Below are 14,379 nucleotides of genomic sequence, written 5' to 3'. Positions count from 1 at the left end.
AAGAATGAAGAATGAATAGTGAATATTGAAAAGTGAATAGTGAAAAATGAATAATGAAAGGTGAGGTGGTATTCATTATCGAAGTAGGATAGGATCTGTTTCAAATGTCCGCTACCCAGTTCATAAGTCCCTCGAGCCAGTTGGGGAAGGTCGGGCAAAACTTATTCGGCAAAATAAGGCCGTCTAACAAATCTGAGACGGCCTGTTTTTATTTTATTCTGTCAGGGAATGACTTTAATACAGAAGAGGTTCAACCCATATTATTTATTTATAAAACAAATCCGCTGGTACCTATTGGCGCTATGAGCTTGCACCCATATTAAAAACGGTCTTTATTAATTCCCCGCAGTTTTCACTTCCGTCGTCTTAATATCCGTTCCCAATCTCTGCAGATAAGCGATCATCGCGACAATTTCTCTTTTTTCCATAGGAACAAACTGATTTCCTTTAAGTGCTTTTTCCTTTTCTATCTGTTCCTTAATATCAGCGGCTTCTTCGTAGATCCTTTTCACAATACCCGAAGCCTGGCTGTCAGCCCACGCATTCGCTGAGTCGATCTGAGCTTTGGTATAAGGAACATCAAATGATTTTTTCATCAGTTTCATTTTGCTGAGCATTTGGGAACGGTCCAGTTTGTTGGTGATCAGCCATGGGAAACGCGGCATGATAGAACCCGGCGACGTTGATCTTGGATTGTACATATGCTTGAGATGCCAGGAGTCAGGATTTCTTTCTCCTTCACGGTGGAGATCGGGTCCCGTTCTCTTTGAGCCCCAAAGAAAAGGGTGGTCGTAGACAAATTCGCCTGCTTTGGAATATTGCCCGTTTTTACCTTCAAACCTCACAATCTCATCCCGGAAAGGTCTGATCATCTGGGAATGGCAGGCATTACAGCCTTCACGGATATACAGATCACGTCCCTCCAGTTCCAATGGAGAATAGGGTTTAACCGCCGAAATGGCAGGGACACTTTTTTTGATGGTCATGGTAGGAATGATCTCTGCGGCACCTCCAATAGATAAAGTGAAAAGGGCACCTATCGAAAAGATAAACGGTTTTCTCTCGAGCCATAAGTGAATACCTTCTCCGGCTCTTCTGCCATTGATTCTGGCTAACGCCGGTGCTTCGGCAGACACTTCCTTTTGAAAAGAACCCTGCCTTATGGTTTTAAAAATATTGACGACCATCAGAAGTCCACCGGTCAGATAAAAAGCGCCTCCAAGAAACCTCATCTTATAGTAAGGAATGATAGCAGTCACCGTATCCAGCCAGTTTTTATACATCAAAGTACCGTCCGGATTAAACTGTTTCCACATCAGTCCCTGGGTAAAACCGGAAATATACATCGGAACCACGTAAAATAAAACACCCAGCGTACCCAGCCAGAAATGCCAGTTGGCAAGCTTCACAGACCATAATCTGGTTTTCCACATGATTGGAACAAGATAATAGACAATTCCGAATGCCATAAAACCATTCCAGCCCAATGCACCTAAATGTACGTGACCAATGACCCAGTCCGTATAATGACCAATTTTATTTAAAGTTTTAGTCGCCAAAAGAGGTCCTTCGAAAGTAGCCATCCCATAACAGGTGACAGCAACTACAAAGAATTTCAGGACCGGATTTTCTCTTACTTTTTCCCAGGCACCCCTTAAGGTTAAAAGGCCATTGAGCATACCTCCCCAGGACGGAGCGATCAGCATAATAGAAAATCCTGTGGCAGCAGCTTGGGTCCATGCCGGAATAGCCGTATAATGTAAATGATGAGGCCCGGCCCAGAGGTACACAAAAATGAGTGACCAGAAGTGGATGATAGAAAGCTTATAGGAAAATACAGGTCTTTGGGCTGCTTTCGGAAGAAAATAATACATCATCCCCAAAATAGGAGTGGTCAGGATGAAAGCAACAGCATTGTGACCATACCACCATTGGATCAAAGCATCTTTAACCCCCGAGTAGAGTGAATATGATTTCCAGAAACTCAATGGGACTTCCAGATTGTTGATAATGTACAGTAAAGCAACACCAATCCATGTCGCGATATAAAACCAGATGGCGACGTATAAATGTCTTACCCTTCTTTTGGCAATCGTTCCAAACATATTGATTCCGAAAATAATCCAGGAAAAAGTGAGCAGGATATCCAGTGGCCATTCGTGCTCTGCATATTCTTTAGAGCTGTTGAAGCCCATGGCAAAGGTAATCCAGCTTGCCACGATCATGATCTGCCATGTCCAGAAATGAATCCATGACAGGGTAGCGCTGTACATCGGGGCCTTCAGCAGCCTTGGCAGACTGTAATAGGTAGCACAGAAAAAGGAATTGCAGACAAATGCAAAAATCACCGTATTCGTATGCATCATTCTGATTCTCCCAAAACCTAAGATTCCCTGTGAATTGATAAGCCCCTGAATATTTCCTTCTCTCAAACTCTGAATCGTCATATCATCTGTGCCAAAAAGGAATTCCGGCAGTTCAGGATAAAAAAGCATCACAGCTGTGGTAAGCCCTAATATAAATCCTGCAATACCAAACACGATGGTCGCGTACAGAAAAGCACGCACGATAGTATTGTCATAATTAAATTTTTGTAGCTCCATCATTTCAATATTTGGTTTGCATAAGGTTTAAGGTAAATAATCAGGGGAGAAAAGGATAAAAGAATAAGGTCAGAGACCTTATTCCATATCTGTTATTTTTTTCATTTCATAGCCTTCAAAATCACAGACAGTTTCCCATGGAAGATTAAGAGCTTTCGCTACACCTTTTCCATACTGCGGATCTGCCTTATAACAGTTTCTGATGTGACGGATCTGGATAAACTGCTGCGCATCTCCTACAGCCTCTGCTGTATTGTTAAATAACTGCTGCTTCTGTTCGTCAGTCATGAGTCTGAAGAGATTTCCTGGCTGGCTGAAATAATCATCATCTTCGCGGTGATCCCAGTGGTCAGCATTTCCAGATAAGGCTAAAGGAGGTTCCTGAAAAGCCGACTGCTCCTGCCACTGGCTGAAACTGTTCGGCTCGTAACCGATCTTACTTCCGTAATTTCCATCAGTACGCATCGCACCGTCACGGTGATAAGACATATAAGGGCACTTTGGAGCATTCACAGGAATCTGATGATGGTTTACTCCTAAACGGTAACGCTGGGTATCACCATAAGAGAACAAACGTCCCTGCAGCATTTTATCAGGAGAAAAACCAATTCCCGGAACGATAGAAGAAGGGTTGAATGCAGCCTGCTCAACTTCCGCGAAATAATTGGAAGGATTTCGGTTGAGGGTAAATTCTCCTACAGGGATCATCGGATAATCTCCGTGAGGCCAGACTTTCGTTAAATCAAATGGGTTGATGTGATAAGTGTCGGCATCAGCCTCTTCCATCACCTGAATATACATTTTCCACGTTGGGAAATTGCCGTTTTCTATATTTTCGTACAAGTCTCTCTGGTGGCTTTCCCTGTCTTCAGCAATCATTGCTTTAGCTTCAGCATTGGTGAGATTTTCTATTCCCTGTTGGGTTTTGAAATGAAATTTAACCCAGAAACGTTTTTGTTCGCTGTTGATAAAACTGTAGGTATGGCTTCCGAAACCATCCATATGACGGTAAGATTTGGGTAATCCGCGGTCACTCATCGTGATGGTTACCTGATGAAGGGATTCAGGCAGAAGAGTCCAGAAATCCCAGTTATTATCGGCACTTCTCATATTGGTGCGGGGATCCCGTTTCACGGCGTGGTTTAAATCCGGAAACTTTAAAGGATCCCGCAGAAAGAAGACAGGCGTATTGTTTCCTACCAGATCCCAGTTGCCTTCTTCAGTATAGAATTTTAGGGCAAAACCTCTGATATCCCGTTCAGCATCAGCTGCCCCTCTTTCTCCGGCGACTGTTGAAAAACGGATAAACAAGGGAGTTTCTTTTCCGATCTCTCCAAATACATTCGCTTTTGTATATTTTGTAATATCATGAGTCACTGTAAAAACGCCATACGCTCCAGAACCCTTCGCATGCATTCTGCGTTCCGGAATTACTTCGCGGTCAAAGTGAGCCATCTTTTCTAAGAACCACACATCCTGCAAAAGCGCAGGTCCGCGGCGGCCGGCAGTTAAAATATTTTGATTGTCTGAAATGGGAGCACCCGTTCTGTTGGTTAAATTACTTTTTTCCATCTGAATAACTTTTTAATTTGATGTAAAGCTACCCACTTCCATTTTTTATACTCTCATCCAGAATCATTAAAACAATGTGGTCCAATCGATCAGATAGGATCTTTGAGCCTTTGCAGTAAATTGTTTCTAGTCTTTAATTCTAAAAAATAAAAACAGCAGAAATCCTGAGATCTCTGCTGTTTATTTATTGTATTGGGTAAATATTTTACCGTTTTTAAAGAAGTATCAAATGACTTTTTCTATTTTCCGCCACCACTGTTTTTCTCTACATCTGTTTTCGTATTACCTTTTACTTTCTGGTTTCCGAAACGTTTCACGAACGAAAGTGAAAATCCATACCAGTCCGATCTTGTGGAATTTCTAATCGTTCCTTGCTGGCTGTAAGACGTATTGTCAAAAACAGGTCTGCTGAAAATATTCATCAGCTGAAGACTGACTTCCATCTGTGTCTTAGGAAATAGTTTAGTCGCGGAGATATTGTGGAAAATATTGGTCTTATTGGCATAGGAATTTCCGTTATTCTGGTTAGAAAGCTCTACCCACGCGCTAAGATTAATATTTTTGTTAAACAGATTGGTGTACGATAAATTGGCAGATGCCCCAATATAACTGATGTAATCTTTACCATCCAGTTTATTAATCTGGTTGAAATCATGGTTGTCAATATAATACCATCCCACTCCGGCATTGACGTTCAGTTTGTTCTTAAAAAACGTCTGATTGGTATTGGCAAACAGGTAATATTTTTGAACCTTTCCGTTGAGGTTGGCCGGGAGACTGACCGTTTTTTTATCCTCTACAACGAAAGAAGTCCAATAGTCCCTGTCTGTATAGGTATACCTTGCAGAAATGAAATACTTTTTAAGAATTCCGAATTTCATATAAAGCCTGTGGCTCGGATTGGGTTCAAGATCCATATTTCCGCGTGAATAGGTTCCTTCATTGGTCGGTACCAGGAATGGATTGAATTCCGAATACCATGGGCGCCACAGATTACGGTTATACGTTAAACTTAAATCAAATTTAGTGGAAAAAGAATATTTCAGCAATAAGTTAGGAAGCAGCGTACCGTAAGAATCTTTTCTTTCCGTACCGGCGACATCCTGCCTCATTTTAAAATCGATATGCTCGTAGCGGAGCCCGACTCTGGTTTCCAGTTTTTCGAAGAACGTTTTGCTGTAGTTTGCATAAAGAGAGTTGATGTTATCTTCATAATGAAAAACATCATTGGTCCGGAGGTTATCTTTATTTAAACCTCCGTACAGGTTCAGATTATTTGGGATCACATTGTTGTTGAAATCCATTTTTCCACCCACTTCAAAACTGCCGCCTTTTCCAAGAGGTTGGGTATAGTCCACTTTAAGATAGTAGTTCCGCGTTTGCTCATGTGAATTAACTCCGGTATGTATAATATCTGATGAAGAATGAAATGTTTTTAAAAATTCGTCATTATTTTCCTGAGAATTGTAGTTGGAACCCACATTCACGTCAAGGATTCTGTTTTTCTCCTTGTCATAATATTTATAAAAAATATTGGTGCCAAGGGTCCGGTAGCGCCCTGTTGCATCCTGATCCTGATGATAAGATTCGAATGGACCGCCATTTTTAGTTCGGACCAGATCAGAATCAGAATTCGTGGTACTTTTACTCTGATAATATTCCAGGATCACCCCTATATTATTTTTATCGTTCAGTTCGTATTCTGAGGTAGAAGATATCGAAGGACTTTTGCTTCTGCTTATATTATCATTATTCGTTTGGGTAATGTCATTATCCAGATACAGAGAGTTAATGTAAAGATTCTTCTGTGCCCACGTATTATCACTGTAACTTCCCACTACGGTCTGCGTGAAATTTTTCTTATGATAATTAAGATTGAGGTTGGTATACTGTGAGTTTTTTGTATTCTGTCTGTTATTGAACGTCACACTCCCTTTCATTCCTTCATCATCTCTCTTTTTCAATACGATATTGATCACCGAACCAGCGCTTTCATAGCGTGATGAGGGACTTGTGATCACTTCAATTTTCATCAGGTTATCTGCAGGAATCGTTTTCAGATATTCCTTTAATTCTTTACCCGTAAAAACTGATTTTCTGTCATTGATATAAACCGTTACCGATTCACCTTCTGCTTTTACAGCATCATTATTATCTATACTTACCAAAGGAGTCATTCTCAGAACATCCCAAGTGGTGTTTCCAGCTAAGATGGAACTGTTCGATACATTAAAAACCGTTCTGTCTGCTTTAGATTCTACGGTAGGTTTTCTTGCGGTTAAGGTAACTCCTTCAATCTGATTTTCCTTCTGCTTGATGGTATCATTTTTGGCCTGTGCAAAAAACAGAGAGCCCATTAATAAAGCAGCCGAAGATATAATTTTTTTCATTCAAAGTGATATTTCACCAATAAGACACTTATTTAAGGACGTTTGTTACATCAAACTGAGAAAATTAGTAAAACGTTAACAAAACAAGTGAAATGCAGGACTGTTTTGTAAGATGCCCGTTAATAGAATATATGGAGTCAGGGCTGAAATTTTGGAAGTAAAAGTAAAGTAAACGCTTGCTCTATTCGTCGATGTATCTAAATAAGAAATCTAATCCTTATATTTATTATTCTGATTTAATCCTGCATAAAAAGGTTCGGAACATAAAAAAACAATGGAATGAATTTAAAGAAACAAATGGGACAGTTTCCCAATGAAAAACGAAAAACCTATTTCAATACCCTTTCCAATTATGCCAATGGGAAGTTTCAGAATATACTACCCACCCCTGCATTGCTCGAAGGAGAAAGTATGACCAAACTGCTCCTGCAGACCTTGTGCAAAATTGAAAATGTAACCCCAAAATCTCCCATTCCTTTTGTGATAACAGATCTGAAAAACCTCCAGCCTGAAGAAAATGTTCTGGTGTGGTTTGGGCACAGCTCTTATTTCATGCAGATTGACGGCAGGAAGTTCCTCGTAGATCCCGTTTTCAGTGGAAATGCTTCTCCAATGCCAGGCTCTATAAAAGCTTTTGCTGGCTCAGACCATTACAAACCGGATGATATGCCGGACATTGATGTCTTGTTCATTTCCCATGACCATTGGGATCATCTGGATTATTCAACTGTTCAGACTCTGAAGGATAAAGTAGGTAAAGTAATATGCGGGTTAGGAACCGGGCAGCATTTCGAGTACTGGGGATGGGAAGCAGATAGAATTATTGAAAGAAACTGGTGGGAAAGCATTGATATGGCAGATGGTTTTAGAATTACCCTGACCCCTGCAAGACATTTTTCCGGAAGATTACTCAATCGCAATATTTCACTTTGGACTTCCTTCGTACTGGAAACCCCGTCCAAAAAACTCTTTCTGGGTGGCGACAGCGGATATGGAAACCACTTTACGGAGATCGGCGAAAAGTACGGTCCCTTTGATCTGGCTGTTATGGAATGCGGACAATACAACGAAAAGTGGCCTTATATTCACAGTCTTCCAGAGCAGATCATTAAGGAAGTTCAGGAACTCAAAGCCGAAAACTTTATTCCTGTTCACAATTCCAAGTTCAAATTGGCTCAGCATCCCTGGTTTGAACCCCTGGAACTCGTTTCACAATATGCAGAAGAAAACAATGTGCCGGTTACGCATCCAAAGATTGGAGAAAAAGTAAATCTGGATCAGCTGGGGGAAATAACATGGAAAAAGTGGTGGCAAGAATCCTGGTAAATTCTTATTTTAAAATAAAAGATACAGAAAAACCGGGCTCAATTTGAGCCCGGTTGTCCATTCATCATCAACTCAATTAAAAAAGATCTATGGTTCCTTATGATCCACTTTCGTGTGGATGATATCATAATACACAGAAGGGTTTCCTGCATCAGGAGTAATTCTGTAAGTAAATTCTGAAGGATTCAGAGTCAGAATATCAACCGTTCTGGTGAAAATGACATTTCCATTGGAATCTAATGCGGTAATTGTTCTTTTCTTTCCATCCGGAGAAACAGACCATGTTCCCTGAGATCTAAGAACATTGTTTAATCCATAAATAGTAAAAGTTCCATTCGCTTTAAAATAGGAATATCCTACATAGTTCGCTACATTGGCATCTGCTAAAGGGACCGGATTTCCGCTGCTGTCTTTTGCTCCGGTAGTTTCCCACGGTGTAGAAGCCAGCGTAAGCTGTCCATTGGCAGGTTCAGCGTGAGGTGTTCTGGTATGGATAATATCGTAATAGACAGAAGGATCACTCGGATTGGTATAGATTCTGTAAGTGAATTCATTCTTATTCAATACAAGAATATCTACTACACGGCTGAAAATTGAAGTTCCGTCAGGATTCAGTGCTGTAATGGTTCTTGTTTTGCCCTGAGGATCTACAGACCATGTTCCCCGGGATCTTAAAACATCATTCAGTCCGTATATAACGAAATTTCCGTCAGCTTTGAAATACGCAAAACCTACAAAACCATTCACACTGGGATTGTTGAGGTCCACGGCCTGTCCGTTTTTATCTTTGGCCCCTGTAGTTTCCCACGGAGTAGAAGAAAGCATTTGTGAGGGCGTGATCTGTTCAATAATAACATCATCGTCGTTGTCAGAACAGGATACAAAAGCAACAGACAAAATCATTGCTGTCATCAGGTAACATAATTTTTTCAATGGATTCATAATCGATATTTTTATTCACTGCAAACATATTCCTTATGAAAATCAAAATGTTGTACGAAATATCTCTTTTGTTGTAAAATGTATAACTCCACATTTTAAATGTTGATTAATCAATACAAAACAGAGGTCAGGAAACAGATAAGTGTAAATTTATCCGTTTAAAAAACTATTTTTGAATATGAATAACAGAAACCGCGGAAAAAATACCGGAGATGATGGGCTGTTCGGTTCACAAAAACAGGTTGATAAGCTAAAAATGGCAGCTCAGGACATGCGGTATTTATTAAGCCGCGATTATCCCGAAAAAGCCTCTTCCGAACTCGTTGGAAACAGATACAGACTGAAAACAAGACAGATTCAGGCATTACGGGGTGCGGCCGCTTCAGCTCAGCAGATCGGGAATAGAAAGCTCAAACAGGCAGAGGTTTCTGAGCTAAAAGACAAAGTTGTTTATCTGGACGGCTTTAATGTATTAATATTGCTGGAAAGCCTGCTCTCAGGAGCATATATTTTTGAGGGAGCAGACGGATGTTTCCGCGATCTTTCAGGTGTTCATGGAACGTATAAAAGAGTCAATCAAACCCAAAGGGTAATAGAACTGGCAGCTTTGTTTTTTCAGAAAGCAGAAATCCGTAAGCTGGTCTGGATCTTTGATCAACCGGTTTCCAATAGCGGGCGGATCAAGCAGATGGTTCTGGATTATGCAGAAGAAAACCAACTCAACTGGGAAGCTGAGCTGGCGTACAATCCCGATAAATTTTTAGCGGAAAGCTCAGAAATTGCAGTGTCTTCAGATGCATGGATTTTAGATCACTGCCAACAATGGTTTAATCTCATTGAGTATCTGATTACAGAAGAAAAACTGGATGTTCATCTCATTAAAATGGTTTAAAAAATGAATTGGTTTACCCCTTATATTCCATTAATTTCAATGTCCTGGAAAGAAAGATACCAGGCTGTTCTTGCCGGAGAGCACCTGCAGACTATGGAAAGCAACATCCGGAAATATCAGCAAGACAGAGTGGAGTGGGATCTTCCCTATTTTAATGAAGAAATCAAAACCGACAGAAAAGAAAGTTTTGAAATGTTTATCAATATATTTCAAAGCAATATTCCGGATGAGGTTAAAGCATCACAGTTGGAAATAATTCCATTTGAACACTGGCTGAATATTCTCGGACAGCGCCTTACTTCTGCCAGCATCCGGGATGAAAATGCTGTTCCGCCTTTGAATGCTGTACTGCTCGAAGCGTGCCGGAAACCTTTTAACAGCGAAATGACTATTGCACAGAGGGCCTGCGAAAAGCATATCGGAAGAATGGATGATCAGTTCTGGGGTGAGATCAAAGGAAATAATCAGCAGAAGCAGGAAAAAGTCATGGAAAAGATCACTTATATTCTGGACAACAGAACCTGGTGGAATGTTTTCTTTCATTATAAACACGGACTTGTTTTTGAAGTCAGGGAAAAAGAAGGTCACGGAATCCGTTGGAGCCATGGAGGCAAGAAACTGATTGGCTTTCTGGAAAAATTTATCAACGAATAAAATATAATTTCGTCACTGCGTAAAAAGATTGCGCACTGTACAAATAATTTTGCAGATATAAACTGAAGCTATGGAGCTCTCTGATCAAAAATTTTCGCAAAACGAATGGGAAATATGTCTCAAGGTTCTACATGCCTTGAAAGATGAACCATTTCTCAACCCCGACAATCAGACATTTTCAGGATTGATCACGAAAATTCATAAAAATGCTAAAAAACAGATCCGTCATGAAAACTATTCCATGATGAAATCTCATGATCTTACAGTGAGTTCTGATTCTGTATTGATGCAAAAGGCATTAACAGGGAACTCTGCTTTTTATGACGACGAAAAAGATGAGACGAAACTTACTCCGCTTCAGATTCCAAAAAACTGCTACTGCTGTAACCAGAGCTATCAATATGCCCATTCTTTCTACACAAGACTGTGCCCGAAATGTGCCGCAGAAAACTATGAAAAACGGTTTGAAACGGCAGACCTCACAGGAAGAAACGTTATCTTGACAGGAGGAAGAGTAAAAGTAGGGTGGGCAACAGCATTAAAACTGCTAAGAAATGGGGCCAATTTGGTTTTGACAACCCGTTTTCCGGCATTGGCGCTGGAAATGATGCAGCAGGAAGCAGATTACGAAGACTGGAAAGAAAGACTTTGGGTATATGGATTGGATCTGAGAAATCTGAAGGCCATACAGGATTTTATAGATTTTTATAAAACCCGTTTTGATACGCTGGATATACTGATCAATAATGCTGCTCAAACTATAAAATATCCCGATGAATACTATCTTCCGATCATCAGTCGTGAAAGAGAAATGCTGGTTGAATTTAAAAATATTCAGAATCTTTTTCCCAACCAGACTGAAATTTCGAGTGAAATCGCAAAACTTGAATATGCGCAAAATGATGAAACTCCGGTGGCACTTACCCGTTTTGGACAGCCTGTTGACAACAGAGAGAAGACAAGCTGGAATTCTACACTGGAAGAAGTTTCCATGTATGAACTGGTAGAGGTGAATCTGATCAATCACATTGCTCCTTATTTTCTGATCAAAGAATTAAAACCTTTAATGAAGAACTCAGCATTTCAGGCGAAATTTATCATCAATGTGACGTCTTCGGAAGGTATTTTCAGCTATAGTAATAAAACGGTATTTCATCCGCATACGAATATGACAAAAGCCGCACTGAATATGATGACACTTACCTCAGCAAGAGCATTCGAAAACGATCAGATTTATATGAGTGCTGTAGACGTGGGGTGGATCTCCACAGGAGCTAAAGAGAGTCTGAGAAAGAAACAGTTTGAGCAGGGATATATTCCACCGCTGGATTCTGTGGATGGAGCAGCGAGAATTCTGCATCCGATCGCTGAGGGCATAAAAGGAAATTATTACAGCGGAGTTCTGCTGAAAAATTATAAAATAAACACCTGGTAAAAACAAGAGGAATGTTAGCTCAATGGAAGAGCTTCGGCGAGATAGCCGGATGTTGCAGGTTTGAATCCTGTACGTTTCTTTTAAATGGAATGAAAGAAATAGTTTAACCCGGAAAAAACCAGCTTCTGAGAAGCGAATTATCGGTTCGAATCCGATTTTCTTTCTGTTTTTTTACCATCAAAAAATAAAAGCCATGTTGAAAAAGATATTTGATTTTTTTAGAGAAAACGGTCCCACTGAAGAAATAACAGGTGTTCCTGTCACACAGGAAAGTACACTTCATTTTGTAGGAAACATGAATATTCCCGAATCATCTGACATTAAGCCGTACCTAAGAAAAAGTTCAGAGGCAAGAGAAAAAATCAACAACTTAGAAGAACACACCAAAACCTATAAAGAATACTGTCTGGAAAAGACAAGCAACCAGCATACCCTGAAAGCCCCCGGATATAAGATCATTGAAAAAGATGGAAGTACAGAAACTTTCAGAATCTATGGCGATGGTTTTATTTTTCACGGTGAACATAAAATCCTTCGCATAGAAAGTGACTATTTTGTGAAATACATCCAGCAGGAATACAATCCCATAACCCAACTGACAGAAAATGCATACGACTGATCCCATAACAAGATATAAAGTATTCTCCGCGGAAGACCTTCCGGAGACGGCTTTTGATGACCATGTGACCGTAGAAATATATGGCAGAAACATCACATGGGATATAGAAGAACTGAACGGAACGCTGCTTCTGCGTGGGCAAGGATGTCACTTTCCAAACCTGAAAACAGTCAAAGGATCTTTGTCTGTAGATGCGGCAGACTGTTCTCTTCCCAATCTTAAGACGGTAGAAGAAAACTTCACCCTTCATTGTTTTGCCCAAATCTGGGAGCTGGAAACAGTAAAAGGTCATTTCAAATGCATCATTGATTTTGATTTTAAAAATCTGGCAACGATAGGAGGAAATATTTCCCTTAAAAAAGCCAATGTCATCGCAAGAGGTAAAAAACTGGTGCAGTCCAGAATTGTTATCCCGATCAATCATCAGTATGAAGTGGAATTTCTTCCTAAAGAAGGTATTTTCAATATTGATATTTTCGGTAACGATATTATTATTCCACACTATGAAATCCGTGGAAAAATCACTGTTTATGGTAAAAATGTATCCTTTCCCTACCTTGAATTTCTTCAGGGACAGATCAATATGGAATGCCGTGACAACACCGGGCATTATTTTACGCACGATTTTCCGGAACTTAAAAAAATAGTCGGGCACCTTAGATTTCAAAAGACAAAAGCTTCTTTTCCGGTACTTCAGGAAATCACGGGAAATATTCTATTGGAACAGGGTTGCTATGCAGATTTTCCATTGCTGGAGACTTCAGGCAGTATTTCTGTTAACCGTAATTCAAGCGTAAGATTTCCATTATTGAAGAATGTGAATGGAAATATTCAGAATCAGGGGGAAACCTGTCATTTTATATCTTTGGAAAAAGTAAAAGGAACGTATAAAACCCACCAGACGATTGCACCTAAAATTCAGGAAGTCGGGGATCTGGAGATGCATACTTCTTTGGAATTTGACCATCTTAAGAGAATCAACGGAACGCTGATCAATGCATTTAAAGTTAATTTTAAATCCCTGGAGTACATTAATTTTTTCGGTGATGAAAGACAGAACGGTTCCCGTCTTCCTGCCTTGAAGCAGATCAATTTCTATTTGTACCAGAAAGACGATCATTTTGAGTATCTGGCTAAAAATATTTATTTTAAGATCAATGACAGAATGTATCTTTCCAAGGATAAGCTGATCCTTTCCGGAGCGTCTTTCAAATATGCGGTGCATCAGCAGAATTACACCATCCGGAAACTGGTTTCCATCCTGAAGTTGCGTCACAGCAGTTTTCAGAACTTTATGACGAGAGAATATGAACGCCAGTGGGCGAGATTTGAAACTCCTTTTTTTACCAAAATTCTGGAAAAAATAGAAAAACTCTGGAATAGGGTGGAAACCATACAGTTTGAAGAATTCTTCGAATCCACGGACAGAAATCTGCGTCTCTTCTGTTTTAATTATATTGGAGTAGGAAATCTGATGAATCGTCTGGAAGCAGAAAAGATCAATGAAGAAGAAGTGGAACTGAATTACAATGAATACGATCAAAACGGAAATAAAACCCAGATCAGGAGAATCAACCGTTATGAAGTGTATAAAATTGAAAATAGAAAATTAGGAATTTATACTTGGCGTGAAACAGACCAGTATTCCTACGCTGTAAAATGCTGGTGCCCTTCCACAGAAAAGGAACACTGGCTTTGGATAGAGCAGGAGTATAAAGGAAATGCACTCACCGCCGTTGCATCTACGTTCAGAATACATGAAAACATTATTCCATATATCAAATGTCTGAAAAGACAGGGCGATCTTCTGATCTGTGAACTGGAAAGGGAAGTTACACCACGAGGTTTCCCCAGAGCACTGACCGCATCAGAATATTTCAGATTGCTGGAAGTGGAAGCATAAATAAAGAAACAGTAGTTTAACTGGAAAAACATTCCCTTCACCG

Annotated in this window: 10 protein-coding genes and 1 tRNA gene; 7 read left to right on the top strand and 4 right to left on the bottom strand. The window is 40.0% G+C overall.

Annotation, left to right across the window (positions count from 1 at the left end):
• Positions 1–335 precede the first annotated feature (335 nt).
• From ccoN to IW16_RS08825, 3 genes are all read right to left on the bottom strand, one after another.
• Complete coding sequence (ccoN, locus tag IW16_RS08835; protein ID WP_034742306.1) at positions 336–2,603, bottom strand: cytochrome-c oxidase, cbb3-type subunit I; 2,268 nt, start codon at positions 2,601–2,603, stop codon at positions 336–338.
• Positions 2,604–2,681: 78 nt separating this feature from the next.
• Complete coding sequence (locus IW16_RS08830; RefSeq protein WP_034742304.1) at positions 2,682–4,175, bottom strand: catalase; 1,494 nt, start codon at positions 4,173–4,175, stop codon at positions 2,682–2,684.
• 239 nt (positions 4,176–4,414) lie between these two features.
• Positions 4,415–6,565 (bottom strand): outer membrane beta-barrel family protein, encoded by a 2,151-nt coding sequence (locus IW16_RS08825; RefSeq protein ID WP_034742300.1) that lies wholly within the window; start codon positions 6,563–6,565, stop codon positions 4,415–4,417.
• 279 nt (positions 6,566–6,844) lie between these two features.
• On the opposite strand from IW16_RS08825, the gene IW16_RS08820 reads away from it, so the two are divergent.
• Positions 6,845–7,891, top strand: coding sequence for an MBL fold metallo-hydrolase (locus tag IW16_RS08820; protein ID WP_034742297.1), 1,047 nt, complete (start codon positions 6,845–6,847; stop codon positions 7,889–7,891).
• A gap of 87 nt (positions 7,892–7,978) precedes the next feature.
• Here the strand turns inward: IW16_RS08820 and IW16_RS26605 are convergent, their stop codons facing one another.
• Positions 7,979–8,833 carry a DUF4822 domain-containing protein gene (locus tag IW16_RS26605; RefSeq protein WP_165571973.1) on the bottom strand — a complete coding sequence of 285 codons (855 nt, stop codon included), beginning with the start codon at positions 8,831–8,833 and terminating at the stop codon, positions 7,979–7,981.
• 178 nt (positions 8,834–9,011) lie between these two features.
• Between IW16_RS26605 and IW16_RS08810 the strand changes: the two genes are divergently transcribed.
• The 6 genes from IW16_RS08810 (at position 9,012) to IW16_RS08785 (ending at position 14,336) form a co-directional block, all read left to right on the top strand.
• Positions 9,012–9,725, top strand: a complete 714-nt coding sequence (locus IW16_RS08810; RefSeq protein ID WP_034742294.1) for a DUF434 domain-containing protein — start codon at positions 9,012–9,014, stop codon at positions 9,723–9,725.
• Between the two features lie 3 nt (positions 9,726–9,728).
• Positions 9,729–10,379 carry a hypothetical protein gene (locus IW16_RS08805; protein WP_034742291.1) on the top strand — a complete coding sequence of 217 codons (651 nt, stop codon included), beginning with the start codon at positions 9,729–9,731 and terminating at the stop codon, positions 10,377–10,379.
• A gap of 70 nt (positions 10,380–10,449) precedes the next feature.
• Positions 10,450–11,814, top strand: coding sequence for an SDR family NAD(P)-dependent oxidoreductase (locus tag IW16_RS08800; protein ID WP_034742288.1), 1,365 nt, complete (start codon positions 10,450–10,452; stop codon positions 11,812–11,814).
• Between the two features lie 8 nt (positions 11,815–11,822).
• Positions 11,823–11,893, top strand: a tRNA-Ser gene (locus IW16_RS08795).
• Between the two features lie 114 nt (positions 11,894–12,007).
• Complete coding sequence (locus IW16_RS26075) at positions 12,008–12,433, top strand: hypothetical protein (RefSeq protein ID WP_083536115.1); 426 nt, start codon at positions 12,008–12,010, stop codon at positions 12,431–12,433.
• Positions 12,420–14,336 carry a hypothetical protein gene (locus IW16_RS08785; protein WP_034742285.1) on the top strand — a complete coding sequence of 639 codons (1,917 nt, stop codon included), beginning with the start codon at positions 12,420–12,422 and terminating at the stop codon, positions 14,334–14,336. The genes IW16_RS26075 and IW16_RS08785 overlap by 14 nt, the downstream gene beginning before the upstream one ends.
• The last annotated feature ends 43 nt before the right edge of the window (positions 14,337–14,379 follow it).

Origin of the sequence: Chryseobacterium vrystaatense, assembly GCF_000737765.1 — a bacterium.
Classification (GTDB): domain Bacteria; phylum Bacteroidota; class Bacteroidia; order Flavobacteriales; family Weeksellaceae; genus Chryseobacterium; species Chryseobacterium vrystaatense.
Note: the sequence above shows the minus strand (reverse complement) of the source record. Positions and strands in the feature narration are given on the sequence as shown.

Bases quoted from the DNA above. Each gene is read 5' to 3' on its own strand.
- IW16_RS08800 (WP_034742288.1), top strand. From the start codon at position 10,450: ATGGAGCTCTCTGATCAAAAATTTTCGCAAAACGAATGGGAAATATGT.
- IW16_RS08805 (WP_034742291.1), top strand. From the start codon at position 9,729: ATGAATTGGTTTACCCCTTATATTCCATTAATTTCAATGTCCTGGAAA.
- IW16_RS08810 (WP_034742294.1), top strand. From the start codon at position 9,012: ATGAATAACAGAAACCGCGGAAAAAATACCGGAGATGATGGGCTGTTC.
- ccoN (WP_034742306.1), bottom strand. From the start codon at position 2,603: ATGGAGCTACAAAAATTTAATTATGACAATACTATCGTGCGTGCTTTT.
- IW16_RS08785 (WP_034742285.1), top strand. From the start codon at position 12,420: ATGCATACGACTGATCCCATAACAAGATATAAAGTATTCTCCGCGGAA.
- IW16_RS08830 (WP_034742304.1), bottom strand. From the start codon at position 4,175: ATGGAAAAAAGTAATTTAACCAACAGAACGGGTGCTCCCATTTCAGAC.
- IW16_RS08825 (WP_034742300.1), bottom strand. From the start codon at position 6,565: ATGAAAAAAATTATATCTTCGGCTGCTTTATTAATGGGCTCTCTGTTT.
- IW16_RS08820 (WP_034742297.1), top strand. From the start codon at position 6,845: ATGAATTTAAAGAAACAAATGGGACAGTTTCCCAATGAAAAACGAAAA.
- IW16_RS26605 (WP_165571973.1), bottom strand. From the start codon at position 8,833: ATGAATCCATTGAAAAAATTATGTTACCTGATGACAGCAATGATTTTG.
- IW16_RS26075 (WP_083536115.1), top strand. From the start codon at position 12,008: ATGTTGAAAAAGATATTTGATTTTTTTAGAGAAAACGGTCCCACTGAA.